Here is a 25983-nt window from a genome sequence, read left to right as displayed (position 1 = left end):
CTTATGGTCGCACGGCACGACGCACTGTGGCGTGACCGGAACTAGCCGTGAAGGCAGACCTCGAACATGGCGGTCAGCCGAGCGACGTCGGCGGGCGTGGCCGGTTCGGGGCCGAACGTGCGGCGCATGCTGCCGATGCCGAGGAAGAGCATCGTGGCCATCCGGGCGCGGGCATGCGCCTCGGGGTCGTCGCCCAGCACCTCGACGATCGGCTCGACGAAGGCCATCCGGAGGCGTTCACGTACCAGAGCCTTGACCTCGGAGTCCTGGGACGAGTGTTCGAGCGAGCGCAGGATGCGGCTCTTCGGGTCGTGGTTCATGCGCTTGGCGGCGTATTCCGCCAGGCGTCCGGCCAGGCCCTCGGGGTCGCCGTCGAGGATGCGGCGGATCGTGGGCTCGCCCTGCAGGACCTCGCCGAACAGCCCGGCCTTGGAGCCGAAGTAGCGGCCCACCAGGGCGACGTTGGCCTCCGCCTCGGCGGCGATCATGCGCACCGTCACGTGCTCGTAGCCGTGCTCCGAGAACAGCGCTCTGGCCGCCGCCAGCAGTCGCTGCCGGGTGGCCTCGCGGTCCCGCGGTCTGACCGCGTCCGCTAGCTGGCCTTCCATGCTCGGGATCGCCTCGCTCTTCATGTGAGGAATATATCTACTTGCCGCGCGACTAGTAAACGAGCGTATACTCCTAGGGCGAGTCAGTAAATGAGGGGATGTGGTGTCGCGGTGGCGCAGCGGCAGTACACACACCGCGAGATTCTCAAGATCATGGCCGGCCTCATGCTCGCCATGCTCACCTCGATGCTCTCGACGTCCGTGGTGGGCACGGCCCTGCCGACGATCGTGGGAGAGCTCGGCGGGCAGGAGCAGTACCCGTGGGTGGCGTCGGCGACCATGCTGACGATGACGGTGTCCACGCCGCTGTGGGGCAAACTCTCGGACGTGTTCGGCAGGAAACTGCTGTTCCAGACCGCCCTGGGGCTGTACGTCGGGGCCTCGCTGCTCGCCGGCCTGTCGCAGGACATGGGGCAGCTCATCGCCGCCCGCGCCGTACAGGGTCTGGGGGTGGGTGGTCTGTCGGCCCTCGCCCAGGTGATCCTCGGCGACATCGTCTCGCCTCGCGAGCGCGGCCGCTACTCCGGCTACATGGGCGCCGTCTTCGGCGTCGCCACCGTCATCGGGCCACTGCTCGGCGGGTTCCTCGTCGACGCCGACTGGCTCGGCTGGCGCTGGTGCTTCTACGTGGGCGTGCCGCTCGCGATCATCGCGGCCGTGGTGATCCAGCGGGTGCTCAAGCTGCCCGTGGTCAAGCGTGACACCACGATCGACATCTGGGGCGCCACCGCCATCACGACCAGCGCGAGCGCCCTGATGCTGCTGCTGACCCTCGGCGGGCAGCAGTTCGCGTGGAACTCTCCCTGGAGCTACTTCCTCGGCGCGATCACCCTGCTCGCGCTGGCCCTGGCCGTGCTCGCCGAGCGCACCTCCGCCAACCCGATCCTGCCGCCCCGCCTGTTCCGCAACCGCACCTTCCTGCTGACCGGCACCGCCTCCCTGTTCGTCGGTGTCGCGATGTTCGGCGTGTTGATCTACATGCCGCAGTACCTGCAGATCGTCAAGGGGATGAGCCCCACCAAGTCGGGGCTCATGACGCTGCCCATGGTGGTGGCCATGCTCATGGCGAGCATCACCTCCGGCAAGATCGTCACCCGGACCGGGAGATGGAAGCACTTCCCGGTGGCCGGACTGGCGCTGGTGACCGTCGGCCTGTTCCTGCTGTCACGGCTGCACGTGGACTCGACCGAGTTGCTCATCGGGTTCGACCTGGGCGTGCTGGGCCTGGGGCTCGGCCTGACCATGCAGATGCTGATCCTCGCGGCGCAGAACGGCTCCGAGGTGCGCGACATGGCCTCCACCACCTCAGGCGTGTCGTTCTTCCGGGCGCTCGGCGGGGCCATGGGCGTGGCCGCGTTCGGCGCGATCCTCAACGGCCGGCTCACCTCCGAGATGGCCGAGCTGGCTCGCGCCGCGCGCCTCACCCTGCCCGAGGGGGCCGTCTCCCTGGGCAGTCCTGAGGAGATCCACCGGCTGCCGGAGGCCGTCAGGACCATCGTGCTGGAGTCGTTCACCCGCGGCCTGGAGACCGTCTTCCTGGTGGGCGTGCCGATCGCGGTGCTCGGCTTCCTGGCGGTGCTCTTCCTCAAGGAACTGCCGCTGCGAGGCAGCCCGGAGGCCGCTCCCGTGTCCCCACCTCCGCCTCCGCCGCCTCCGCCGTCCAAGGAGGACCTCGTCCTGGCCGGGCTGCTGCTCGAACTCGTCGCCCAGCGCGTCGACCGGGTCGGCGACCGGCCGTCGGCGCTGCTCACCGCCGTGGCCAGGATGGCGCCACCCGACGACCGCCCTGAGCGCGAACGCGCCCGATCGGTGGCGCAGAACGTGCTGCGCCCCACCTCCCGTGCGCTGATCGAACAGGCCGCGCCACCGCGGAAAGACCTCGTGACCTCATGACCCTGCGACCTCGTGCTCGTGACTTCGTGTTCGTGACTTCGTGACCGGAGGGACTCCCCGATGATTCGCACCTTCATGGGCGCTGTCATGGCAGGTCTGGCCTTCATGGCCGGGCTGTGGTTGATGATCGCACCGTTTGCCCTGGGCACTCAGCCCGAGAACGCCTCCTGGACCAGCGCCACCACCTCCCAGTTCTGGACCGGGCTCGGCGTGGCCGTCGTCGCACTCGCCGGGGTGGCCGCCTTCGTCATCGCCATCCGGGACGAGCTGGTCACGCGAGGGCTGGTGGAGGCACGCAAGCCCGAGCCCGCGCCCACGCCCCCGCCCGCCGCCCCCTCCCCTGAAACGTCTTCCTCCGAGCTGGCCACGTTGCTCGCACCGCTCGTCGAGGCGCTGCGCGAGGACCTGAACCACCGTCCCGGCCGCCGGAACGGGTCGGCTCCGCTGGTCGGGACGGAGGAGAACCGGTGAAGGCCCGGCTCGGCGTCTGCGCCCTCGTCCTGCTGTTCCTGGCCGGCCTGTGGCTGGTCGCCTCGCCGTTCGTGGTCGGCTACCAACCTCCCGGCGCCTCCTACACGGCCGCGACGGTCAACAACCTGTGGGTGGGCGGAGGGCTCGCGGGGCTCTCGTTCGTCACCCTCGTGTTGTACGCGGCCGACGCGCTGCGCGAGCTCACCACCCGGGGCAAGCACTCCGCCGCCGACTCGTAGAAAAGCCGTGCCGTACGGACCCGTAACGGCTTGACCTGGAAAGACGTGGCATATGGTGGCCAGATGAAACGTGCTGCCGCCATGGCGTTCGTGGTGCTCGCGTCCGTTTCGTGCGGCGGGCAGGGGCCGGCCGCGTCCTCGGAGCAGAGCCCACCAGCCTCGCCCACGATGCCCGCCACACCCACCACTACCGCTCCCACGCCTTCCCCGGCCCGGACCGAACCACCCGAGTTCGAGGCCAAGGTGACCAAGGTCACCCGGGACCAGCTGCCCCACTCCTGGCGTGAGGGATGCCCGGTCCACTACCGCGACCTGCGGCTGATCACCATGTCCTACTGGGGTTTCGACAACCAGCCTCACACGGGCGAGCTCGTCGTCCGCAAGACCGTCACCGACGACATCGTGCAGGTCTTCGAGAAGCTGTACGACTGGCGCTGGCCGATCCGGCAGATGAAGCTGGTCGACGCCTACAAGGCCGACGACTTCGACTCGATCGAGGCCGACAACACCTCGGCCTTCAACTGCCGCCGCGCGACCGGCTCAGGCAACTGGTCGAACCATGCCTATGGCGAGGCCATCGACATCAACCCCCGCGAGAACCCGTACGTCACCGCCGACGGCGACACCGCCCACAAGAACGCCGAGAAGTACACGGAACGGCCCGTGAAAGGCAAGGGCGTGATCAATCCGGGCGACCGGGTGGTCCGAGCCTTCCAGCAGGTCGGCTGGGAATGGGGCGGCGACTGGGCCGGCACCAAGGACTACCAGCACTTCAGCAAGGGCGGCGGCTGAGAGCTGGGGCGATGATGGCGATGTGACAGGACGTCAACCGCTCCCACGCCGCATCCGCACACTAGGCGAGCGCGCCCTCGCCACGCTGAAGACCTGAAAGGTCCTGCCAAACTGCGCTGCCGCCCCCGCTGAGGCCCAAGGAGTGTGCGAGCCGGTCCTAGGCGCTCGCCGACGTCGGCCGTATCCAGATCGTGTCACTGCTGGCCAGACCGTCCCGGCGCATCTTCCCACCACCGTACGCACGACGGCTGTGACCTGCTGTGACTCGTTTCGAGCCTATAGTTGCGTGATCTATGTCGCATTTTTCCGCCGAACTTCCCGTGTCGTCCCTGCATCGAACACTGCAAAACCGCCGAGTGCGGATAACAACAAGACAAGGGAAACGATGGAAATGCGGAAGATTCTCGCCACTGCCGCTACTGCCGCCACCGCCGGCATCATGGCCCTCGGCCTCGCCGCCGCCCCCGCCCAAGCCTCCACGACCACGCCGATGGGCAGCTGTACCGCCCTGAGAATTGTCTATACGGACTTCGATGCGGTCGATGTGGCGGCGGCGATCGGCAACAGGGACGGCCTGGTGAGTAGGACGGATCTGCGGGCCGCCGCAGCTGGTAGGAATGGCGCGTCCCCCCTACTGCAGCAGGCTGCGGACAAGGTGGGAAGAAGTCATTGGTTCGACGACATGGACGTCTACGGTCAGCGCAGATCTGCCGCCGACGGCCTCATCTCGCGCGACGACCTGAGGGGATATTTCAACTCGCATTGCCGGTAACCCCGCACCAAGGCGGAGGCAGCACAGAGCACGTCGGCCCGTGCTCACCCGGCGACCGGCATCGAAAGAGTGCACTGTGAAAGTTTTCAAGAAAGCCGTCGTTACGGCATCCGCAGCGTTCCTCTTACCCCTCGCCATCGCAGCAGCCGCGCCCGCGACGAACATCACCGAGTGCAACAACCGCACGGATCTCGTCGTAGTCGAGCACCAAGGCGGCGTCACGTGCTTCGCCAATCCGGGGACGATCGCTTACGAACTCCACGGAGTCAGGCGACTCTCGATGGGAAACAACAGGGTCCAGGTCGCTTGGGAGAGCAACGGGACCTACCATACTCAGACATTTGATAAATGGGTCGTGGTCACCTCGCAGACGCACGGTGACGGCACGCCGATCGGACCGGCTTTTCAGCGGATCTACCAGCTTTGGCGTATGCCATAAAGCCCTTCCCGGAGCCGCTGATCTCCTGATTTCGCATGGCTTAATCGCGACCTGGCTCGGCCCGCGCCGCGCCAGGTCGTGCACGTAGGCACATTGAATCCTCGCGCGGACGGGAAATAGCAGGCGCGGAACGCTATACCGGCGACATACCGGCGATCCCTACGCTGGCGATCCCTCGCCTACGGATCGTGTCGAAGGAACATCGTGCCCCGTTCTGTGCTCGTAGTGGTCGTTGCCCTGCTGCTGTCGATGCTCCCCGGTGTGTCCCACGCCGCTGCCCCTGGTGTGGCGGGGACTGCGGGAAACCTCATCCGGGAGGAGGAGCCGCGAGGTGACGGGATCAGGCACATGGACACCAAGGCGATGATCACGGGGTTGCAGGCTCTCAACGTGAACACCTACGTCTACCCGCTGGCCGGTGGCAACGATCACTGGGACGACCTGCATAAGGAGTTCCTGCCGGCCGCCGCGGCCGCCGGGATCGACGTGTGGGTCACCGTGTACGCACCGAGCCAGGCGAGCTTCTCCCGGCCCTACAAGCACGACTACGTGGCCTGGTCTCGTGAACTCGCCGCTCTCTCCAAGAACCACCCGAACCTGGTCGGCTGGACCGTGGACGACTACGGCTTCGATCTCAAGACGTTCACCCCGGCGTACGTCAAGCAGATGCGTGCGGCGGCCGAGGCGATCAACCCGTCCTTCAAGTTCATCCCGACGGTCTACTACAGCCAGTTCACCGACGCGTTCGTCGCCGAGCAGGCCCCGCTGCTGGACGGCGTGATCTTCCCCTTCCGGGACGAGCCGGTCCGGGACACGGCATGGACGTGGAGCCTGTCCGCCCAGGTCAAGCAGCTGGCCGAACGCCTGCCCGACACCGACATCTACCTGATGCCGTACGCCCATCCGCTGAGCCGCACCGCTTTGAAGCCGACAGTGGCCTACGTCGAGGCGGTCACCAAGAAGGCGCTCGAACTCGTTCGCACCGGCGAGCTGGCCGGGGTCGTGCAGTACAAGCTGCCCTTCATGTCCCGTGACACCGGGTGGACGCGGCCCGTGACCGACAATCTCGCCCGCACCGGCCGGGGACGGCTCAGCTTCGTCGTCGAGGACAAGGGGCCCACGAAGGCCGGGATGTGGTGCGGCGCCGCACGGAAGGTTCAGCTCACGCCGGGCGCGCCCAAGCACACGGTGAGCTTCTGGCATCGGGACAACCGCGAAACCGGCAGTCCGGCCGGCTATCACATGAAGCAGCTCCTCCTCAACGGCAAGGTGGTCTGGGAGCAGGACGCCGCCACCGATCCGTCCTCGTGGCGGAAGGCCACAGTCGACCTGACGGCCAGGCTGACCGGAGCGACGAGCGCGACGCTGCAGTGGCGGCTGTACGAGCGCAAAGGCGTGAGCAACTACTACGTCGACGTGCGCGTGGACGACATCGCGGCCACCGGCCTGCAGCTGAACGACCCCGGCGTGGAGAACGCCGTCAACTGGACCGCCGACCTGGTACGGCAGGGCGGCCCGGTCCACTGCTCCGCCCAGGTCTACCACCAGAACTACGGCGCGGACCTCGGCGCGCGCATCGCCAAGCTGTACGCCGCCGGATGATCACGGGCTCCCGCCGACGACGGGGCGGTCGTTCGCCCAGCCCAGATCCGCCCTGTACGTCCAGCGTGCCTCGCCCACCCAGCCGTGGAAGAAGATGTGGTCGCCGAGCACGTCGGCGCCGCCGGGGCCCTGGACCGCCTCGCCGAGGGTGAGGGTCGTCATCAGCGGCTGCGAGGCCTTGGTGAAGGGGCCCGTCAGCGAAGGGGAGACGGCGTAGCCGGTGAAGTAGCCGTTGCTGCGGTACGCGCCGCCCGCGTAGAAGAGCACGTACTGAGTGGGGCGTTTGACGAGCACGGGTGCTTCGATGATGCCGGCTTCGTCCTCGCGGTCGTTGCGGATCAGCTCTCTGCGGGGGCCGACGAGCGTGACCCCGTCGGCGCGGACCTCCTGCAGCCAGATGATCGTGGGCTTCTTGGGATCCAACGCGTTCCCGTCATTCTTGTAGAGCAGGTACCTCCTGCCGTCGGTGTCGGTGAAACTCGCCGGGTCGATGTCGCCGCCCTCGTCCGTGTCACAGACGAGAGGGCCGTCGCCCAGGGGACGGAACGGACCGAGCGGTCCGTCCGAGAGCGCGGCGCCGATGCACCTCGGGCCCGGCTCGCGGATCGGGGCGGCGAAGTACATGAGGTATCGACCGTCCGCACGCCGGGAGACGTCGGGCGCCCAGAATCCGCCCTCGTCGGCAGCCCAGGACGGCTTGACGGGCAGGGCATCCCCGCGAACGGTCCACGGTCCCGTGGCCGAGGGCGCGTCGGCGACCGGGATGACGCCCGCCGAACTGCTGGTGGAGTAGGCGTAAAACGTGGAGCCGGCCTGGATCACGTCCGGGTCGGGGAAGTCGGTGGCGATGACGGCCTCGGGAGCCGCCATGAGCACGGCCGTCAGCAGAAGGGGAAGTGGCCAGGTCATTCGATGCTCTCCCCTGCTTCCGAATAGGAGAAGGTACGGCTGCCGCGGAAGGTCTGGCCGGTGATGTGGTAATCGTGCGCGGCTTCACTGTCGGTATGGCCAGGACCGATGTCGACCGTGTCAGCCGTCGACCACGCGCCGTTGATCTGGTGCTGGACGACGTAGCGGAACTCGTTGAAGTCCCAGAGCGACGACACGAACGTGTTGACGATGGTCAGCGAGCTACGGCCGGCCGTCAGACGCGCCGGAAGGTCGGCGCTCTGGTAGCCCCACCCGGCGCTGCCCAGCAACGGCTTCCACTCTCCGGCCGGAGCTCCGTTCACGGTGATGGCGGCACGTTGCTGGGGGACGTTGGCGTCCAGGAGACGGATCAGCCGCACGCCGGTGTTGGCCGGGTCGACGCTCACGGTGAAGCGGCTCGAACCACCGGGGCCGAAGGCGCGGCCGTCGTCGGTGATGGTGCGCGGCCTGCCCCAGAGGCCGCCGGCGACGATGGCCGCCGAGATGGCGAGCACGGAGAGCATGGCCAGCACCAAGAGGGGCGTCCGTCGTCGCCGATGCGAGGCGGGAGGCACGACGGTGTCCGGCATCGGTCCCTGATGGGCTGCACGGTCGATGGCAACCGTGTGGTCCGGCTCCGTAGGCGCCGCGGTGGACAGGTGCGCGATCCGCACCCGCTCCCACGCCCGCTCCCACGCGGGCAACTGCTGCTCAGGAACCCGGCACGCTCTCAGAAACGCCATCATCACGGCCTTCTTGGGAAAGCGCCGCCCGGCCAGCATGTCCGCGCAGGTGGCCCGCGGCAGCCGGGTCCCGCCCGCCCGGTCCGCCCGCGCCTGCAGCTCCCGCAGCGAAGCGTCCGCCCGCGCGAACTCCTCGGTCAGCAGCTTCACCAGGTCCTCGTGGGAGTTGACCGCCCCGACCGCGGACGCGCCACCTGACCGAAGATCACTGCCACCGTCCAGGTCCCCGTTCACCGGCCCTCGACCCTGCCTGCTCCTGGCCTGGGCCGCCTGTCCACGCTTGACCATCCCATAGCCAAGAGTGTACGCGCAGCTACTCAACGTGTCCGAGCGTGGCTCCGGCCTGGATTGTTCTGGCCGAGTCTGTCCGCGCCCCTGTTGGACAGCACGACCGCGCCATTTTGCTGATGCTCACGGGGGATGCGACCACCCGGTCCCCCGATTCCCACCCCATGCACGACCACCTCATGCACGACAAGGAGCAGCAAGATGCGCAACCAGAACCGCCGGCCTTCGCTTCGCGGAACGCTCGCCACGCTCGCGGCCACCGCCACGGTCGCCGTCACCCTGTCGGCCGGTCCCGCCGTCGCCTCCACAGGGCAACACCAGGTCAGGGCGGTGCCCTGCCCTTCCGGCAACGTGTGCGTCTACCCGGACGCCACACAGAACGGCCGGCCGGCGATGTACTTCCGTTACGGGTCCTACAACTTCAGCAACGTGTTCGGGACCCGCCTCATCATCAACAACCAGACCGGAGGAGCCGGCTTCCGACTCTGCACGGCTTACGGCGGCCAGAACTGCGGCCCGCGTATGAACCCCGGCACCTACCGCGTCAACCTCTCACCGATCAACTCCATCCTCCTCGAACCGTAACCTCCCTTCCCGGCGATCCGGTCAGGCGGACTTCCTCAGGCGGGCCTGAGGAAGTCCGCCTGACCGGGCGCCCCATCGACCGGGCCGCCGCAAGATCTCCTCGACCTTCAGGCGAGGCTTCAACGCTCTCAGCTGAGCGCCCACTCGCCCTTCTGATCAGCGAACCCGCTGTTCAACGCGAACTGGAACTTGGCCGGCTGCGCCGACTCCGGCACCTCGAACACGATCACACCTTTACGAGAATCGCCCATGTTGATCGTCGAGGTGCCGCCGAACGCTTGCCCCTCCCCCACGTCGGAATAGGTAGGCCGGAACTGCTGACCTTCGCCGTCGATCAGCGTCGCGCCGTTCGTCGGAGCGTCGTCGTACACCGCCTGGCCGGAATTCGCCAGTGTCAATTCGATGGCGACCAGCTTGTTGCCCGTCTTCGGCTTCGAGTACTGACCCGGAGTGGCGGGATTCACCACCTTGGTCAGCGTCACCGTCATCTTCAGCCCTGGATCGATCCCCGCAAGTGTGAGCGCTCCTCCGACTGCCGCAGTGGACGGCTGGGCCTCTGCCGCTGATTCAGGGTCCTCCGTTGGCTCCGCCGACGGCACGGCATTCGACTCCGGCTGACGTGACGGCACGACCTGCGCAGGCGGATCAGCCTCCGTCACCACAGCCCTCTGTCCAGCATCGGCCAGCACCAACACCACGGCGGCGCACCCGCCCAGGAGCAGGAGCGGCAGTCCCACCACGACTCCAGTCGTAGAGGGATTGCCCGGTGGGACGCCCCAAGCATGCGCCCGGTTGACACGTAACACCACCGCATGTCCACTGACACCGAGCTCACCGATGATTTTCCGACGCCGCCGAAGTCGGTATCAGCAACACATCGAGAACACATCCGGAGAACGACATGGCGTTGGACCTCTTTGCCGGCATCCCCGTCACCGACTACGCCGCGGCGCTGCCGTGGTACGAGCAGTTCTTCGGCAGGAAGCCGTCTTTCCTGCCGAACGACATCGAGGCGGTGTGGGAGGTGGCCGAGAACCGGTACATCTACATCGTGCAGGAGCCGGAACGGGCGGGGAACGCCCTGGTGCTGTCGTTCGTCGACGACCTGGACGACCGGGTCGCCGAGATCGCCCGGCGGGGCATCGAGCCCACCGAGCGCGAGACGTACGACGGCGGCGTGACCAAGGTGATCTACCGGGACGCGGAAGGCAACGAGATCAGCTTCGGCGGCGCCCCGGGGTGACGCCACCGCGAACCTGACCACGGATCAGCGACACCGTCCAGAGGGCCGGCCTGGGGCAGGTCGAGGCCGGCCGCGATCTCAGCCGCGCGTGCGGATCCGCACGCGGATCAGCGAGCGCGGATCAGCATGACCAGCCCGGTGATGAACGACCCGAGCAGGACCGGCGACAGGATCGCGAGGCCGCCCCACACGACAAGGCCGAGGTAGCCGAGCGCGGACGAGCTGTACGTCGAGTCGGCATCAGCGGCCGCGAGCAGCCCCAGGCCGAGGACGACACCGACCACCGTGAGCGCGATCGGCGTCCACAGGAGCACATGGGCCCACACGCGGTACCTCCGACTGTAGACACGCCGGGTCGACGGCACGTTCGGCTGTGGGGGATGTCCGACGTACTCGCTCATGCCCCATTTGTACCAGCCCCCGCTCCCGGTCCGACCGAGTCGTTCAACCTACATCTCCTCCAGCAGTCGAGCCCAGGCGCCGTCCTCAAGGCACGTCAGGTCAACGGATGGGTGGCAAGGGGCGCGTGACGCCAGACCTGGCCGCCGACCCTGGCATCCCGGCCGTCAGTGGGTACGGTCACAGGAGGTACGGGTCCCCCAACGGCGAGGGTAGGACCTCCGGCGAGGCGGCTGAGAGGATCACGGCATGGCGGACAAGGACGGCGACGGCTGGACCGAGTGTGCCCAGGGGCACCGGCACTGGGGGGTGCACGGCGCGTCCGGGCTGCTCGCCGTACACCACGACGACCTCGGCACCCCGTACGTGCTCATGCAGAAACGCGCCTTGTGGAGCCATCACGGCGGCACGTGGGGGCTGCCCGGCGGCGCCCGCGACAGCCACGAGGACGCCGTGGCGAGCGCGCTGCGCGAGGCCCGCGAGGAGGCGGCGCTCGGTGCCGACGGCCTCCGCGTCCAGGGCGTCTACCGTGACGATCATGGCGGGTGGGCGTTCGAGACGGTGATCGCCGAGTCGGCGAGGCTGCTGGCGGCCGTGTGCGCCAACAGCGAGAGCGACGAGCTGTGCTGGCTGCCGCTGCCCGAGATCACGGACCGGGTGCTGCATCCGGGCTTCGCCGCGACGTGGGACAAGGTCCAGCTCGCGATCAATCCGGAGTCCGTGGTGCTGGACGTGGCGAACATCGTCGGCGCCCAGGCCGAGAAAGGGTGGTGGAACGACCGGCAGGGCGCGGCCACCCGGCTGCTGCGATCGGTGGCGGGGATGAGGCTGACGCATCCGACGCTGGTGCAGTGGTACCCGCGCATGGTGGCGGTGGTCGAGGGCGCCGCGAAGGGCGTGCCGGACATCCCGGGCATTCAGGTGGTGGCGGCCACGGGCAGCGGCGACGACGCGATCGTGGGCGTGGTGAAGCGGGCCCGGCCGTGGGAGCGGATGCTCGTCGTCACCGCCGACCGGGGGCTGAAGGAGCGGGTGAGCGCGCTCGGCGCCGAGACCGCCGGCCCGAAGTGGCTGCTGTCACAGCTGAGCGGGTAACACCTCGTCGAAGACGGCCTTGAGTCCCGTCACGTCGAGCACGCGCTGGAGAACACCGTGCACGCCGGTGAGCGTGACCGACCCGCCGTGCTCGGCGACGCCGCGTTGCAGCTCGACGAGCACCCACAGGCCGCTGGAGTCGCAGAAGGTCAACCGGCTCGCGTCGATCACGACGTCGAGCCGGCCATCTGCCGACAGCCCGCCCAGGCGCTCCCTGAACGCCGGAGCGGCGACCTTGTCCAGCTCACCGTCCAGGCGCACGGTGACGGTTTCCTCGGCACGCAGAACCTCGAAGCTAAGATCCGCCACCACTTGAACGTACACCGGTGCCACCACAGCCGCTATCGTTGTGTGCGCACTGGAGGGTTCGCATAGTGGACGAGTGCAGCCGCCTTGAAAGCGGCCAGGTCAGCGATGGCCTCGTGGGTTCGAATCCCACACCCTCCGCTCACTCCTGGGTTCCGGCGAACCCGTCGCCGACATAGGCGGCCAGCTGGAGATACGCCTCCCTGGTGGACTCCTGCAGCCGGTCCAGGTCGATCTCCGCGCCCTCTTCCAGGTGCGGGTCGTACGGCACGCGGATCACCGCACGGCACCTGGCGGCGAAGTGGGCCTCCAGCTTCTTGATGTCCACGGCCGACTTCGATCGTGGCCTGACGCTGCACAGCACCACGGTCGCCTCACGTACGAGATGGCCGTAGTGATGGGCCTCCAACCAGTCGAGCGTCGCCGAGGCGGCCCTGGCGCCGTCCACGGACGGCGAGCTGACCAGCACGATCTGGTCGGCCAGCCCGAGCACGCCGCCCATGGCGGAGTGCAGCAGGCCGGTGCCGCAGTCGGTGATGCAGATGGAGTAGAAGTTCTCCAGCACCTGCGACACGGCCTGGTAATCAGCGCCGCTGAACGCCTCGGACACCGACGGGTCGCGGTCGGAGGCCAGCACCTCCAGCCGTGACGGGGCCTGCGAGGTGAACGCCCTGATGTCGACGTACCTCTTGACCTGCTCGTGCTCGTTGAGCAGATCGCGCACGGTGGCCGAGGTCTCCAGCACCAGCTTGTCCGACAGCGTGCCCCGGTCGGGGTTGGCGTCGATCGCGATGACGCGGTCGCCGCGCATGTGCGCGAGCGTCGCGCCCAGGCCGACCGTGGTCGTGGTCTTGCCGACCCCGCCCTTGAGGCTGAGTACGGCCACCCGGTGGTGACCGGCGGCCACCGGGGTGCGCGCTCTGGTCATCAGTTCGCGGCGGCGCCTGACCTCGGGCGGTTCGCCCGGCTTGATCCAGCCGCCCGACGCCTTGAAGATCAGCCGGCGCCAGCCCTTGGACGGGGCGTTGCGGCGGCCGCGCAGCAGCGTCTCCGGGTCGAGGCTGTCGGCGCTCGGCCTGCCGGTGACCGGCGGGCGAGGCGGGGCGTTGAACACGGGGATCGGCGCCGGGCGGTGACGCGGCTCCACCGAGCGCTGGAACTCCGGCGCCTGGCGGTGTCGCGGCTCGACGGCCGGACGCTGCGGCTCGTCGAAGACCGGTGGAAGCTGCCCGAAAGCGTGCTGCGGCTCGTCGGCGGGCCACTGAGGCTCGACGGGCGGACGCTTGGGCTTGTCGTAGGTCCGTGGGGAGTTGCCGAACGGAGGCGTGGGCTCGTCGAAGTCCTCCCGAGGCTCCCCGAACGGCCGCTCGGCCTCATCAAGGGCGCGCTCGTCCGAAGACGGCCGAATCGGCCGCTCAGGCTCGTCGAAAGCCCGCTGCGGCTCGTCGAAAACCGGGCGCTTGGGCTCGTCGAAGGCGCGCTGGGGCGCGCCGGCGGGGCGCTGGGGCGCTTCGGCGGGGCGCTCCCCGAAAGGCCGGCGCGGCTCGTCGAAGTGCCGCCGAGGCTCCTCGAAGATGTGCCGTGGCTCGTCCACAGGCCGCTGCGGCGCGGCGGGAGGCGGCGTCTCGGCGAGCGGCTCAGCCCTGAGCCCTTCGGCCCGCCCGATGACCTCCTGCGGCCCGGTGTCCTGCTCGGCCTGATCCCCCTGCGCCTGCTCCTGTACGGCCGCCTCGCCGGGCGCCTCCGCCGACCGCGCCCATTCGGGCGGCAGCGGCCACGGCAGGTTCTCCTCCGTCTGCTCCTCGAGCTTCGCCTGGCCGGGCAGGGGCAGCATCGAGTACGTGTCGGTGTCGTCGGGACGAGGCAGCGGCCTGAGCGGCGCCACGAACGCGTCCTCGGCCGCCTTACCCAAGCTGGTCGGCGGGCCCAGGCTGGTCGGCGGGGTGGTGGGCTCGTCCTTGACGACGGGCTCGTCCTTCGGAGCCGGCTGGTCCAGGAAGGTCAGCTTCGCGTTGAAGGCGGGCCGGTCCTCGGCGGCGGCCTTGTCCGGCCACTCACCGGCCTCGCTCTCCGCCTCGGATGCCTGCCCGGATGCCTGCCCGGGCGCCTGCTCGGGCGCCTGCTCGGGCGCCGCCGCGCCGTACACGGAGTCGATCGCGGCGCGGAACAGCGGCGGGGGCGGCGCGTCATGCTGCGGGACCGACGCCCAGGGGTCCTGAGGGTACGGCGAGGCGACGGAGTCGTCGGCCGGCGCGGACGAGGCACTGACCTTGACCGGGACTTCTTCCGTCTCCTTGATCGCGTCAAGCCAGGCTAGCTGTTCCTCGAGCGATTCTTCTCGATCGTGCCTTGCCACCGTGTTCCCCCTCGGGTGGGTCTAAAGGGGCAGCAAATTCTCTCGCAGGTTAACGTCAAGACTTGAGAGTAGCCCTGCCAACCCACAACTTCATTGCCCCGTTACCTTGGTCTCATGCGAGCCATCGAGATCACCCGCAGTGGCGGGCCCGAGGTGCTGGAGTGGCGCGAGGTGCCCGATCCTCGCCCGGAGCGGGGTGAGATCGTCATCGAGGTGGCGGCCTCCGCGGTCAACCGGGCCGACGTGCACCAACGTAACGGCCACTATGACCCGCCTCCTGGCGCGTCGCCGTACCCGGGGCTGGAGGCTTCCGGCGTGGTGGCCGAGGTGGGCGCGGACGTCGAGCAGTTCCGGGTGGGCGACGAGGTCTGCGCCCTGCTGGCGGGCGGCGGTTACGCTGAGCGCGTAGCCGTGCCCTGGCAGCAGGTGATGCCGGTGCCGCAGGGAGTGCGGCTGGTGGAGGCCGCCGGGCTGCCCGAGGCGGCGTGCACGGTGTGGTCCAACGTGTTCATGACCGGCAGGCTGCGCAAGGGCGAGACGCTGCTCGTGCACGGCGGCGCCAGCGGGATCGGCACGTTCGCGGTGCAGCTCGCCAAGGCGCTCGGCTCACGGGTGGTGGCGACGGTCGGCTCGGCGGAGAAGGCCGAGCGCGTCCTGGCGCTCGGCGCGGACGAGGCCGTCGACTATCACCAGGAGGACTTCTCCGAGAAGGTCCGGGCCGATGTGATCCTCGACATCATCGGCGCCAAGTACCTGGCGCAGAACATCAGGGCGCTGCGCGCCGGCGGGCGGCTGGTGGTCATCGGGCTGCAGGGCGGCCGCAAGGCCGAGCTCGACCTGGGCATGCTGCTGGCCAAACGCCTGACGGTGCACGGCACCACGCTGCGCGCCCGGCCGGTCGACGACAAGGGCGCGATCGTGCGCAGCACTGTCGACAAGGTCTGGCCGCTGGTCAGCGGGGGTGCGGTGCGTCCTGTGGTCTACGCCGAGGTGCCGATGTCGCAGGCGGCCGAAGCTCATCGAATGCTTGATTCAGGGGAGCACGTCGGGAAGATCCTGCTAGTACGGTGAGACGTATGAATGCTGAGGACAACAACACCCCCCACATCGTGGTGGTGGGCCCGGACTTCCAAGGTCAGGGCGATAACGGCGACGATGAGCGGTCGGTCACGAACCTCGTCGAGCAGCCCGCCAAGGTGATGCGGATCGGCAGCATGATCAGGCAGCTTCTGGAGGAGGTCCGCGCGGCCCCGCTCGACGAGGCCAGCCGCAAGCGGCTGAAGGAGATCCACGAGTCCTCCATCAAGGAGCTCGAGGACGGCCTCGCGCCCGAGCTGGTCGAGGAGCTGGAGCGGCTGTCGCTGCCCTTCACCGAGGAGAACGGCGCGCCGCCCAGCGACGCGGAGCTGCGCATCGCGCACGCCCAGCTCGTGGGCTGGCTGGAGGGGCTGTTCCACGGCATCCAGACCACGCTGTTCGCGCAGCAGATGGCGGCCAGGGCGCAGCTGGAGCAGATGCGCAGGGCGCTGCCCGGCGTGCCGCACGGCGAGGAGCAGCCGCGGCCTCCCGGCGGCTCCGGCCCCTACCTGTAGAGCTCTTCGAGCACCCGGGCGACGCCGTCGTCGTCGTTGGCCGCGGTCACGTGATCGACCGTGGCCAGCACGCCGGGGTGCGCGTTGGCGACCGCGTAGGACGTGCCTGCCCAGCTCAGCATGGGCAGGTCGTTCGGCATGTCACCGAAGGCCACCACCTGTGACGCCTTGATCCCGTGCCGTTCGGCCAGGGTGGCCAGGGCGGTGGCCTTGGTGACCCCGCGCGCGCTCATCTCGATCAGCCCCTTGCCGCTGGAGTGCGTGGCGGTGACCAGGTGGCCCACCAGGCCGTGCACGGTGGCGTGGAGCTCGTCGGGCCCCATCTCCGGGTGCAGGGCCAGCAGTTTGGCGCAGGGCCGCGAGGTGAGCGTCCGCCGGACCGGCAGGGCCCCCGCCGTGGCCTTGCGGTCCCAGCTCCCGAGCCGGAATTCCGACTCATGCGCGAAGCCACCTTCGTACTCGACCGAAAAGGCGAGCTCGGGGACGTTCGCTCGAAGCTGAGCGACGACTTCCTCGAGCACCTGTACGTCGATGAGGTGAGATTCAACTATCCGTTCGCTGTGCAAATCGTAGACCAGCGCGCCGTTGGCACAGATGGCCACGCCACGGTGACGCACCGTGTTCGCCACACCGCCCATCCACCGGGGCGGCCGACCGGTCACGAAGACCAGCATGGCGCCGAATTCCTCGACTTTCGCGAACGCCGCGGCCGTGCGGGGAGACACCGTTCCGTCGGTACGCAGAGCGGTGCCGTCCAGGTCGGTGGCCACAAGACGGGGCGTGGGAAGGCTGTGCATAACAGGTTCCAGTTTGCCCGGTGATGCCACCGGCCAGAAATCTTCCTAGGGAGAGGAACACCAACGCGGCAGAATGGTGTTAGATGTGGTGGCGTTGTATTAGCGATCCCGTAGTGAATACCAGCATGAGTTTGTCTGAGCCACCCCGGGGTGCTTGCTGTACGACACACCGGGACCCACGAGGTGTGGGTCCCATAGATTCACATCCTGAGGGAGAGCTTTTATGGCTCAGGGAACCGTCAAGTGGTTCAACGCTGAGAAGGGCTTCGGCTTCATCGCCCCGGACGGCGGTGCGCCGGACGTGTTCGTGCACTTCTCCGAGATCGTCGGCAACGGCTACCGCAGCCTTGAAGACGGCCAGCGGGTCGAGTTCGAGATCACACAGGGCCAGAAGGGGCCGCAGGCCTCCCAGGTCCGTGCTATCTGACCTGTAACGGCGAGACTGGCCGGGGTTCGCTTCCAGCGGACTCCGGCCTTTCGCGTTTACCGGGCACTCTTTTGGGACAACCTGTCTCGTATTGACCGCTTGTTGTCACGACTGTGACTCGATTCACACGGACAGTGAACCTGCCATGCATTCCCCCCATCAAGCCACATATGAGATATGCGTGGTTATGCCACCCCGTAACTGTGGTCTCGCTGTTCGTGCTGCTGCTCAACGACCACCTGCTCAAAGAGGCGTGGCCCGGACTCGTCACCGGCAAAGTCAGTGACGTCGCCGGTCTGGTCGTCGCGCCTCCTCTGGTGGCCCTCCTGCTGGGCCGTCGCGCCGACCTGGCCGCCACCATTCTCACTGGGGCGCTCTATACGCTCGTGAAAGCCACGGAGACGGGCGCGGAGGCCGCCTCCCTAGCCTGGACCGCCCTCGCCGGCCCATCGCGTGTCCTGGCCGATTACACGGACCTGCTCGCCCTGCCCGCGCTCGGGCTCGCCTGGTGGGTACGGCAGCGCACTCTCAGGCCAGACCCGCGGCGCCGGGGAGTGCTCGTCATCCTGCCGCTGGCCGTACTCTCCGTGACCGCCACCGGCGCCTCACCCGCGCCGCCGGCCGCCCGGTCCGTCGTCGTGGACCAGGGCTCCGTCGTCGTCTCCAGCGACTTCGGCAGCCCGGACCTCATCTCTGATGACGGCGGCAGGACGTGGCGCCCCACGGCCCTGCCGACGGAGGACGAGGGCCGGCGTGCGCAGAAGGCGGCGTGCGTGCCGAAGGCACCGGAGCGCTGCTACTCGATCGCTGACGATCTCATGCGCGTCATGCAGTCCGACGACGCAGGCAACACCTGGACCGTCTCCTGGGAGGTGCCGCCGGAGCGGGTGGAGGCACTGGAGCACGCCCTGTCGGCCGCGGATCTGCGCTCGTCCTCGCTGGCCGTCCAGCCGAGGCAGGGAGGTGGGCACGTGGTGGTCGTGGCCAACGGTCCTGACGGCGTGGCCGTACGCGATGTGGACGGGCGGTGGCGCCGGCTCGGCTTCAGCGGGCTCACCCTGTCGGAGGACGCGGCCGTGCCGCTGACCGGGCCCGCCCGGCCCACCGGCGGCGAGATGTGGACGGCCGCGCTGGCCGCGCTGTGGACCGTGCTCGCGGGCCTGTCCGCCCAGGCGGTGCCGTCGGTGCCGTCGTCCCCCCGGCGCACCCGGCCGGGCCTCATCGTCGCCCTGAGCGGCATCGGGGCCGTGGCCTTGCTGGCGGGGCCGTACCTGCTGGACAGCCCCGTGGCGGCGTTCCTGGGGCTGACCGGCGCGGTCCTCATGATCACTTCGGTGGTCATGGCGGCCTCGCTCGTCCCCGACGCGCGGCTCGGCTCGCGCGGGGTCGTCAACGCGCTGGCCGCCGGGGTGCTGGTCGGGATCGCCGTCGCCGCGCCCTTCAGAGGCTGGGGCGAAGGCTGGATCGACGGCTACGGCACGGCGCTCACGCTGGCGCTCCTGCTCGGCCTCGGGTCCGCGGTCGGCGGGCTCGTGACGCTGCGCAGGAGCGCACGTCAGCGTGTCGTACGCGGGTCTACTTGACGGGCTCCAGCACGTCCAGGCCGACGAAGGGGCGCAGCGCCTCGGGCACCACCACGGAACCGTCGGCCTGCTGGTGGTTCTCCAGGATGGCGACGATCCAGCGGGTGGTGGCCAGCGTGCCGTTGAGCGTGGCCAGGTGCTGGGGCTTGCCCTCCTTGTCCCGGAAGCGGACGGCGAGCCTGCGGGCCTGGAACTCGGTGCAGTTGGAGGTGGACGTCAGCTCGCGGTAGCGGCCCTGGGTGGGGATCCACGCCTCGCAGTCGAACTTGCGCGCCGCCGACATGCCGAGATCGCCGGCCGCCGTGTCGATGATCCGGTACGGCACCTCGATCTTGGCCAGCATCTCCCTCTCGTAGGAGAGCAAGCGCTGGTGCTCCTCGTGGGCGTCCTCGGGACGCACGTAGGAGAACATCTCGACCTTGTCGAACTGGTGCACCCGGATGATGCCCCTGGTGTCCTTGCCGTAGGAGCCGGCCTCGCGGCGGAAGCACGACGACCAGCCGGCGTAGCGCAGCGGCAGCTCGTCGCCGCCGAGGATCTCCTGGGCGTGGTAGCCCGCCAGCGCCACCTCCGACGTGCCGACCAGGTAGAGGTCGTCGTCGGGGAGGCGGTAGATCTCCTTGTCGTGGGCGACGTGGAAGCCGGTGCCCTGCATGGTCTCCGGCTTGACCAGCACCGGCGTGATCATCGGGATGAAGCCGCGCTCGATCGCGTGCTGCATGGCCATGTTGAGCAGGCCGAGCTGCAGCCGCGCGCCCACGCCCCTGAGGAAGAAGAACCGGGAGCCGGACACCTTGGCGCCCCGCTCCATGTCGATGGCGCCGAGCCGCTCGCCCAGGTCGAGGTGGTCCCTCGGCTCGAAGTCGAACACCCGCGGCTCGCCGTGGGTCTCCAGCACGACGTAGTCGTCCTCGCCGCCGGGCGGCGTGCCCTCCTCGACGATGTTGGGCACCGTCTGGAGCAGCTCGTCGAGCTCACCGGCCAGCTTCTCGGCCTCGGCCTCGGCGGACTTGACCTGCGAGGCGAGGTCCTTGGCCCGCTGGAGCAGCGAAGCCTTCTCCTCCCCCTGCGCCCGGGAGACGGACTTGCCCAGACTCTTCTGCTCCGCGCGCATGGTCTCGAACGAGGTCAGCGCCGAACGGCGGCGCTCCTCAAGGCCAAGCAGCGTGTCGACGATGGAGTCGTCCTCACCGCGGGCACGCTGCGACGCCCGTAGCCGGTCGGGATCCTCACGAAGGGTACGCAGGTCAATCACAAGGAAAGGCTACCGGCGTTGACCGGCGGCCCGCTCCCGCATTAGACCTGTCCGGCCCGGATCCTGGCCAGCCACTGCCCCGCCTCGGAGAAGTCCGGGTCGGCCGTCCCCCTCTTGATCTGGGGAGCGACGCCGTCGGCACGCGGATAGCTGCCGAGGAAGCGCACCTCGGCGCAGATGCGACGCAGCCCGGAAATCGCCTCGCCGACCCGCGCGTCCGCCACGTGGCCCTCGAAGTCGAAGTGGAAGAAGTAGCGGCCGATGCCGTCGCGGGTGGGCCGCGACTCGATCCGGCTCAGGTTGACGCCGCGCACCGAGAACTCGGTCAGCATCTCCAGCAGCGCGCCCGGATGGTCGTCGGCCAGGAAGACGACCAGCGTGGTCCGGTCCGACCCGGTCGGCTCAGGCAGCGCGCCCGGCCTGCTCACCCTGATGAACCTGGTCACGGTGTCGGCCCGGTCGCCGATGTCACCCGCCAGCTCCACCAGCCCGTAGTGCTCGCCCGCGATGGGCGCGGCGATCGCCGCGTCGTACGGCGAGCCCGGCAGCGCGACCTCCTGGGCCGCCGCCGCGGTCGACGGCGCGGACACCACGACGGCGTCCGGCAGCTCGCGGCTGGTGAAGGCGCGGCACTGCGTGATCGCCGCCGGGTGCGTGTAGACGCGCTTGATGTGCCCGATCTCGGTGTCCGGCCTGGCCAGCAGCGAGAACCGCACCGGCAGCAGCAGCTCGGCGGTGATCAGCAACGGCTCGCCCCAGGCGAACTCGTCCAGCGTGGTGGTGATCCCGCCCTCAAGGGAGTTCTCCAGCGGCACGACGGCGCCGTCGGCCTCCCCGCTGCGCACGGCGTTGAGCGCGGCGGTGACGTTGGCGCAGGACAGCTGCTCGGCGCCGGGCTCCAGGAGCCTCAGGGCCTCTTCGGTGAAGGTCCCCTCAGGTCCGAGATACGAGATTCTGGGCATGCGTCCAGGGTATCCGCAGGTTGACGCGTGGTGTCGGGTTTTCGGGCCGCCCGTTTCGGCAGCCAGTGAGCCAGCAGCCAGACCAGGGCCAGCGCCCCCAGCCCGAAGCCGTTCTGCACGATCTTGCCGAGGACCGGGCTGACGACCGGGATCTCGGCCGCCTTCAACGCCACCCCCCACCAGGGCACCGGCACCACGTAATACAGCCACACCCCCGCGGCCACCCGCAGGCTGACCGGATCCCGCCCGTCGCCCACGATCGCGCCCAGCACCACGACCACCCAGGCCAGATGGTGAATCCAGGCGACCGGCGAGAGCAACACCGCCATCAGCCCCACGAGCGCGACGGCTCTCAGCGGCTCCCTGGCCAGATAGGCGTCCCTCGCGCCGCGGAATCCGTACCAGCCGACCACCGCCACCAACGCCAGCCAGATCACCGACGTCAGCGCGTCGGGCATGTACAGGCGGATGAGCATCCCGCGCATCGACTGGTTGGTGGTGGCGGCGTTCGCGCCCAAACGCTCGGAGTCCAGCAGCGCCCCGAACCAGAAGTCCACCGCGTCCTGCGGCACCACCGCGAACGGCAGCAACGTCAGCAGCGCCGTCACGAACGACGCCATGAACAGCGTCCGCCACTGCCGCGTCACCAGCAGATAGATCAGGAAGACGCCCGGCGTGAGCTTCACCGCCGTGGCCAGCCCGATCAGGAACCCGCGCGGCCACCACGGCCGCCTCGCCACGCAGTCGGCCAGGCAGAGCGCCACCAGCAGGATGTCCACCTGCCCGAACCGCACCTGGTCCCGGATCGGCATCAGGTAGGTGCAGGCGACCATCAGGAACGCGAACACCCACGGTGCGTACCGCCCGAGCCGCCCGAGCACCTGCCTGAACGAGAATCCCACCGCCACGGCCAGCGCCAGGAAGATCCCCGCCGTCCACACCCACTGCGCGGTCCCCCAGGACATCTCCGCCAGCAGCGCCGCCAGCATCGCCGCGATCGGCGGGTACGTGAACGGCAGCAATTGCGGGGCAGGGGTGAAATAGTCGTACACCGGCCGGCCCTCAAGCAGCATCTGCCCGCCGGTACGGTAAACGTCGAGGTCGACGAGGCGCTGGTCGTCCGGGTTCGTCAGCCACTGCTGCACTAGCGGCGCCACCGCCGCGGCGACGACCAGCACCACGACGGCCCACGCCCACCACTGCCGCCGCTTCACCGGCGCCTCGACACTTGTCACGGTGTGGCACGTTACCGTGGCTGTTGTTTGTCGAGCGCGCTAACACTGGGGGATCCGCACATGCCGCAAGCCACCTCCGGCGCGCTCACCACCCCACCCCCCACCGCCGCCCATGCATTTACCGGCGCATCGGCCAACGCTGCCTCCGACGCCATCCCACGGCCCCCGCTACCCCTCACCCAACCTTCAACCACCCTCCCCACCACCCCAACCACCCTTGACCGAAGCACCGGTTCCGTCAGACGAACCGCCCTTGGGCGAAGCACGCTTCCTGTCAGGCTCACCGCCCTTCCCCTCAGGGGGACCGGCCTTGGGCGAAGCGGCCTTCCTCTCAGGCCAACCACCCACATTCTGCAGCGAAGCGCCCTTCCTCTCAGGCGCCGGTACGGCGGGCACAAGGTACGGCGGAGTCCGGCGCAACAAGTGCGGCGCCCAGCCATGCGCACCCTCACCTCCCTGCTGCTGGCCATGATGCTCACGGTCCTCTGCATCCCCACCCCAGCCACCGCCTCAGCCGCCACCCAGAGCTCAAGCACCTTCACCCAGAGCCTCACCGCCCCAGGCCAGGGCCGCGTGGCGCTCGTCGGCGTGCCCGGCCTCGTGTGGAGCGACATCCACCGGTCCCGCACCCCGAACGTCTGGAAGCTCGTCACCCAGGGCGGCTCCGCCTCGATGTCCACCCGGACCGTGCCGCCCCAGGGCCGCGGCATCACCTGCCCCGTCGGCGGCTGGCTCACCGTGTCGGCAGGCCAACGGGCCGGCACACCGGGCAAGGGCTGCCAGGCCACCCCCACCCCCCAGCCCAACGGCGAGGGCGCGGCGATCCCAGGCTGGCGCGACCTGGTGACACACCAGTCCACCACCGGGTACGCCGCCCAGCTGGGCACACTCGGCCAAACCATCACCGACTCCGGCGGAACGGTGGCCGCGATCGGCCCAGGAGCAGCCCTTGCCGCCGCCGACAAATCCGGAAATATCGCCAAATACGCCACGGAGCCTGAGGCCCTGGGCGACCCGGCCCGCTACACCCTGATCGTCATGGAGGCCCCCGACCTCGCCAACGCCTGGGCCGAACAACCCAAGGACGAGTACGGCATCCCCACCTCCATGCCCTCGACCACCCGCCAAGCAGCGGTCGCAGCGGCCGACCACCGAATCGGCGCCCTCCTCACCACCCTCCCCGCCGACACGACGGTCCTGGTAGCGGGCGTCTCGGACGTCACCCCGGGCGCCCACCTCCACGTCGCCATCGCCGTCGGCCCGTCCGCCACCGGCCGCCCGTACGGCCACGGCCACCTGACCGCAACCTCCACCCGCCAGGACGCCCTGGTCACCCTTCCCGACCTGACCGCCACCACCATCCAGCTGGCCGGCGCCGAACCCGCACCCCAGGTCGTCGGCCGCGCGTGGCAATCCGCCGCCACCCCGGCCCCGCCCATCGACACGGTCACCGAACTGGCCGACGCCGACCTGGCCAGCCAGGTCCTCGTCACGGTCCGCGGCCCCTTCTTCGCCATATTCGTGACGGTCCAACTCCTTTTCTACGCCTTCGCCGCACTGGCCCTCCGCCGCCGCCGCGCCGCCTCCCCGACGCCCGCCCGCGACGCATCCTCCTCACCAGCCAGTACGCCATCCGCCCCGCCACCAGCAGCCCCCACCCCCACACAGGAAATCCCCCGCAGAGACGCAGAAGACCCCACCGCGTCCGGCACCAGCCCGGCACACGGTGAAGACCCCACAGCCTCAAGCCCCAGTCCAGTGCCTGGAACAGGGCTCACTGACTCCCACAAGAGCACGGGCCCAGCACAGCCGACGGAGCCCGCTACTTCGCCCAACGGCAACGGCAACGGCAACGGAGTCGACAACCGGACTCAGCCGCACGCCGAGAGGGCCGACCTCCCGGCGAACCGGGCCGGGTTCGACGTGGCGAGCGCCTCTCGACTGCTGGTGGCCGTGCAGGTGGTCTCTGTGGTGAGCGGGGGCATCGCCGTCGCCACGTTCCTCGCGCAGTTGGTGCCCTGGTGGAGCCTGCCCGCGCCGATGACCGCCCTGATCGTCACCATCCTGGCGATCGCCGGCCTCATCACCGCCCTGGCCTTCGCCGGCCCCTGGCGTACGCACGTGCTCGGCCCACTGACCGTGGTCGCGGCCGTCACCTCCGTTTCGATGCTGGTCGATGTGATGACCGGCTCCACCCTTCAGGTCAACGCCGTCTCCGGGTACGAGCCCGTCACCGGCGGCCGGTTCTACGGTTTCAGCAACATCGCCTTCGCCATCTACGCCACCGGCACCATCCTGGGCCTGGCCGGGGTCGCGCAGTGGCTGACGGGCAGGGGTACGTCGAGGTTCGTGACGATGCTGGTGTGCGGCCTGTACGGCGGTCTGGCGGTGTTCGCGGACGGATGGCCCTCCTGGGGCGCGGACTTCGGCGGGGTGCCCGCGTTCGTGGTGGGGTTGGCCGTCTTCCTCATCCTGCTCTCCGGCCGCCGCGTCTCGGTGGTGAAGCTGCTGCTGGTCGGCCTGGCCGGAGGCGGGCTCATCAGCGCCATCGCCCTGTTCGACTGGCTGCGCCCCGCAACACAGCGCACCCACCTGGGCACCTTCGTGCAACAGGTCATCGACGGTCAGGCGTTGACCGTCGTCGTCCGTAAGTTCACTGCGATGGTGGGCGTAACCGTCGGGAACTGGTCACTGACGCTCCTCTCCCTGGTCGCGCTGGCCTTCCTCTTCCTGGTGCTCAACAGGCCCTCCCGCTGGGGCGCCTCGGCACTCGGCCAGACCTACGCGCTCGCCCCCGCACTTCGCGCAGGCCTGATCGGCGCCCTGACCTGCGCCTTCATCGGCTTCCTAATGAACGACTCGGGCATCGCCATCCCGTCGATGGCGCTCACGGTCGCGGTGCCCCTAACCCTGGCCGCTTGCGTACGCTCCCTGCAGCTCGCCAAGTCCACGCCACCAGAGCCGCCGTCAACGCAAGCAGCGCCCACGGAGCCAGCTCACCCCGTACGACGGTCCTGAGCCATTCGAGCTCCGGCGGCTGCCCGGCGACGCGCGCGGGCAGGTAGGCCAGCGACAGCACGATCAGGTGTAGGACCATGAAGCGGTCCACGGCGGACGCCGCGACCAGGGCCAGCAGCCCGAACGCCAGCCCGTCGTACCAGGGCAGCACGTACGGCGAGGCGAACAGGTAGGCGACCACCAGCACCAAGGCCACAACCGTCGCCTCATCGCCACCGCCGCCTCCGCCGCCCCCAAGGCGCCCCCGGCCCCCAGACCCCCTGTCGGTACGCACCCCGTCCGCCTGCCGAAGAGCTGGGTCAGGCACCTTGGAGGTGGATGCGACCGTTACACGGCCGACCGCCGCCGCGCTGCCGGCCCCCTTGGCACCTGTC

The 25983-nt window shown here is 69.3% G+C and carries 26 protein-coding genes and 1 tRNA gene; 16 read left to right on the top strand and 11 right to left on the bottom strand.

All coding sequences use genetic code 11. From position 1 onward, the window contains the following. Positions 1-41 precede the first annotated feature (41 nt). Positions 42-632 (bottom strand): TetR/AcrR family transcriptional regulator, encoded by a 591-nt coding sequence (locus tag ACIBQX_RS45050; RefSeq protein ID WP_397015905.1) that lies wholly within the window; start codon positions 630-632, stop codon positions 42-44. A gap of 66 nt (positions 633-698) precedes the next feature. Between ACIBQX_RS45050 and ACIBQX_RS45045 the strand changes: the two genes are divergently transcribed. The 7 genes from ACIBQX_RS45045 to ACIBQX_RS45015 all read left to right on the top strand — a co-directional run bounded on the left by ACIBQX_RS45045 (position 699) and on the right by ACIBQX_RS45015 (position 6816). Beyond that, complete coding sequence (locus ACIBQX_RS45045) at positions 699-2501, top strand: MDR family MFS transporter (protein ID WP_397015903.1); 1803 nt, start codon at positions 699-701, stop codon at positions 2499-2501. A gap of 60 nt (positions 2502-2561) precedes the next feature. Beyond that, the gene (locus ACIBQX_RS45040) at positions 2562-2972 is read left to right on the top strand and encodes a hypothetical protein (protein WP_397015901.1); all 411 of its coding nucleotides are present in this window, start codon (positions 2562-2564) and stop codon (positions 2970-2972) included. Next, complete coding sequence (locus tag ACIBQX_RS45035) at positions 2969-3211, top strand: hypothetical protein (protein ID WP_397015899.1); 243 nt, start codon at positions 2969-2971, stop codon at positions 3209-3211. Before ACIBQX_RS45040 ends, ACIBQX_RS45035 begins: the two co-directional genes overlap by 4 nt. Positions 3212-3274: 63 nt before the next feature. Continuing rightward, entirely contained in the window at positions 3275-4003 is a 729-nt protein-coding gene (locus ACIBQX_RS45030; protein WP_397015897.1) for a M15 family metallopeptidase, read from the top strand. Positions 4004-4289: 286 nt separating this feature from the next. Then, positions 4290-4775: a hypothetical protein gene (locus tag ACIBQX_RS45025; protein WP_397015895.1), complete on the top strand. Its 486-nt coding sequence runs from the start codon at positions 4290-4292 to the stop codon at positions 4773-4775. A 76-nt stretch (positions 4776-4851) separates the two neighbouring features. Continuing rightward, the gene (locus tag ACIBQX_RS45020; RefSeq protein ID WP_397015893.1) at positions 4852-5214 is read left to right on the top strand and encodes a beta/gamma crystallin domain-containing protein; all 363 of its coding nucleotides are present in this window, start codon (positions 4852-4854) and stop codon (positions 5212-5214) included. A 204-nt stretch (positions 5215-5418) separates the two neighbouring features. Then, complete coding sequence (locus ACIBQX_RS45015; RefSeq protein ID WP_397015891.1) at positions 5419-6816, top strand: hypothetical protein; 1398 nt, start codon at positions 5419-5421, stop codon at positions 6814-6816. On the opposite strand, the gene ACIBQX_RS45010 is transcribed toward ACIBQX_RS45015, so the two are convergent. Both ACIBQX_RS45010 and ACIBQX_RS45005 read right to left on the bottom strand, forming a co-directional pair. Beyond that, positions 6817-7725, bottom strand: a complete 909-nt coding sequence (locus ACIBQX_RS45010; protein ID WP_397015889.1) for a glycoside hydrolase family 43 protein — start codon at positions 7723-7725, stop codon at positions 6817-6819. Continuing rightward, positions 7722-8756 (bottom strand): hypothetical protein, encoded by a 1035-nt coding sequence (locus ACIBQX_RS45005; RefSeq protein WP_397015887.1) that lies wholly within the window; start codon positions 8754-8756, stop codon positions 7722-7724. The genes ACIBQX_RS45010 and ACIBQX_RS45005 overlap by 4 nt, the downstream gene beginning before the upstream one ends. A gap of 201 nt (positions 8757-8957) precedes the next feature. Here ACIBQX_RS45005 and ACIBQX_RS45000 point away from each other — a divergent pair, with 201 nt between their 5' ends. Then, positions 8958-9341, top strand: coding sequence for a hypothetical protein (locus ACIBQX_RS45000; RefSeq protein ID WP_397015885.1), 384 nt, complete (start codon positions 8958-8960; stop codon positions 9339-9341). Between the two features lie 128 nt (positions 9342-9469). Here the strand turns inward: ACIBQX_RS45000 and ACIBQX_RS44995 are convergent, their stop codons facing one another. Continuing rightward, complete coding sequence (locus tag ACIBQX_RS44995) at positions 9470-10078, bottom strand: DUF4352 domain-containing protein (RefSeq protein ID WP_397015883.1); 609 nt, start codon at positions 10076-10078, stop codon at positions 9470-9472. A 164-nt stretch (positions 10079-10242) separates the two neighbouring features. Between ACIBQX_RS44995 and ACIBQX_RS44990 the strand changes: the two genes are divergently transcribed. Then, on the top strand, positions 10243-10584 hold the full coding sequence (locus ACIBQX_RS44990; protein WP_397015881.1) for a VOC family protein: 342 nt from the start codon (positions 10243-10245) through the stop codon (positions 10582-10584). 107 nt (positions 10585-10691) lie between these two features. Here the strand turns inward: ACIBQX_RS44990 and ACIBQX_RS44985 are convergent, their stop codons facing one another. Then, entirely contained in the window at positions 10692-10985 is a 294-nt protein-coding gene (locus tag ACIBQX_RS44985; RefSeq protein ID WP_397015879.1) for a hypothetical protein, read from the bottom strand. A 247-nt stretch (positions 10986-11232) separates the two neighbouring features. Between ACIBQX_RS44985 and ACIBQX_RS44980 the strand changes: the two genes are divergently transcribed. Beyond that, the gene (locus ACIBQX_RS44980) at positions 11233-12078 is read left to right on the top strand and encodes an NUDIX hydrolase (protein ID WP_397015877.1); all 846 of its coding nucleotides are present in this window, start codon (positions 11233-11235) and stop codon (positions 12076-12078) included. On the opposite strand, the gene ACIBQX_RS44975 is transcribed toward ACIBQX_RS44980, so the two are convergent. After that, entirely contained in the window at positions 12061-12387 is a 327-nt protein-coding gene (locus ACIBQX_RS44975) for an STAS domain-containing protein (protein WP_397015874.1), read from the bottom strand. The genes ACIBQX_RS44980 and ACIBQX_RS44975 overlap by 18 nt on opposite strands. Before the next feature lie 51 nt (positions 12388-12438). On the opposite strand from ACIBQX_RS44975, the gene ACIBQX_RS44970 reads away from it, so the two are divergent. After that, a tRNA-Ser gene (locus tag ACIBQX_RS44970) sits at positions 12439-12525 on the top strand. Position 12526: 1 nt separating this feature from the next. Here ACIBQX_RS44970 and ACIBQX_RS44965 read toward each other — a convergent pair. Then, positions 12527-14740, bottom strand: a complete 2214-nt coding sequence (locus ACIBQX_RS44965) for an AAA family ATPase (protein WP_397015872.1) — start codon at positions 14738-14740, stop codon at positions 12527-12529. A gap of 114 nt (positions 14741-14854) precedes the next feature. Here ACIBQX_RS44965 and ACIBQX_RS44960 point away from each other — a divergent pair, with 114 nt between their 5' ends. Both ACIBQX_RS44960 and ACIBQX_RS44955 read left to right on the top strand, forming a co-directional pair. Then, on the top strand, positions 14855-15811 hold the full coding sequence (locus ACIBQX_RS44960; protein WP_397015870.1) for an NAD(P)H-quinone oxidoreductase: 957 nt from the start codon (positions 14855-14857) through the stop codon (positions 15809-15811). A gap of 5 nt (positions 15812-15816) precedes the next feature. Then, positions 15817-16332 carry a bacterial proteasome activator family protein gene (locus ACIBQX_RS44955; RefSeq protein WP_397015868.1) on the top strand — a complete coding sequence of 172 codons (516 nt, stop codon included), beginning with the start codon at positions 15817-15819 and terminating at the stop codon, positions 16330-16332. Here ACIBQX_RS44955 and ACIBQX_RS44950 read toward each other — a convergent pair. Further along, on the bottom strand, positions 16323-17129 hold the full coding sequence (locus ACIBQX_RS44950; RefSeq protein WP_397015866.1) for an HAD family hydrolase: 807 nt from the start codon (positions 17127-17129) through the stop codon (positions 16323-16325). The genes ACIBQX_RS44955 and ACIBQX_RS44950 overlap by 10 nt on opposite strands. 223 nt (positions 17130-17352) lie before the next feature. Here ACIBQX_RS44950 and ACIBQX_RS44945 point away from each other — a divergent pair, with 223 nt between their 5' ends. Both ACIBQX_RS44945 and ACIBQX_RS44940 read left to right on the top strand, forming a co-directional pair. Next, a complete protein-coding gene (locus ACIBQX_RS44945) occupies positions 17353-17556 on the top strand; it encodes a cold-shock protein (protein WP_043619750.1) in 204 nt (67 codons plus the stop codon). A 203-nt stretch (positions 17557-17759) separates the two neighbouring features. Next, positions 17760-19139 (top strand): hypothetical protein, encoded by a 1380-nt coding sequence (locus ACIBQX_RS44940; RefSeq protein ID WP_397015864.1) that lies wholly within the window; start codon positions 17760-17762, stop codon positions 19137-19139. On the opposite strand, the gene serS is transcribed toward ACIBQX_RS44940, so the two are convergent. Genes serS through ACIBQX_RS44925 form a run of 3 tightly spaced genes read right to left on the bottom strand, consistent with a single transcriptional unit; the run spans position 19132 to position 22591 of the window. Beyond that, positions 19132-20394, bottom strand: a complete 1263-nt coding sequence (gene serS, locus ACIBQX_RS44935; protein WP_397015862.1) for a serine--tRNA ligase — start codon at positions 20392-20394, stop codon at positions 19132-19134. The genes ACIBQX_RS44940 and serS overlap by 8 nt on opposite strands. A 41-nt stretch (positions 20395-20435) precedes the next feature. Continuing rightward, the gene (pheA, locus tag ACIBQX_RS44930) at positions 20436-21356 is read right to left on the bottom strand and encodes a prephenate dehydratase (RefSeq protein ID WP_397015860.1); all 921 of its coding nucleotides are present in this window, start codon (positions 21354-21356) and stop codon (positions 20436-20438) included. Next, the gene (locus ACIBQX_RS44925) at positions 21302-22591 is read right to left on the bottom strand and encodes a glycosyltransferase 87 family protein (RefSeq protein WP_397015858.1); all 1290 of its coding nucleotides are present in this window, start codon (positions 22589-22591) and stop codon (positions 21302-21304) included. The genes pheA and ACIBQX_RS44925 overlap by 55 nt, the downstream gene beginning before the upstream one ends. 438 nt (positions 22592-23029) lie before the next feature. Here ACIBQX_RS44925 and ACIBQX_RS44920 point away from each other — a divergent pair, with 438 nt between their 5' ends. Next, on the top strand, positions 23030-25609 hold the full coding sequence (locus ACIBQX_RS44920; protein WP_397015856.1) for a hypothetical protein: 2580 nt from the start codon (positions 23030-23032) through the stop codon (positions 25607-25609). Positions 25610-25983: the final 374 nt, after the last annotated feature.

This window comes from Nonomuraea sp. NPDC049714, from assembly GCF_044465295.1.
GTDB lineage: Bacteria > Actinomycetota > Actinomycetes > Streptosporangiales > Streptosporangiaceae > Nonomuraea.
The sequence above is the reverse complement of the archived record's forward strand: the minus strand, read 5'-3'. Positions and strand labels throughout refer to the sequence as shown.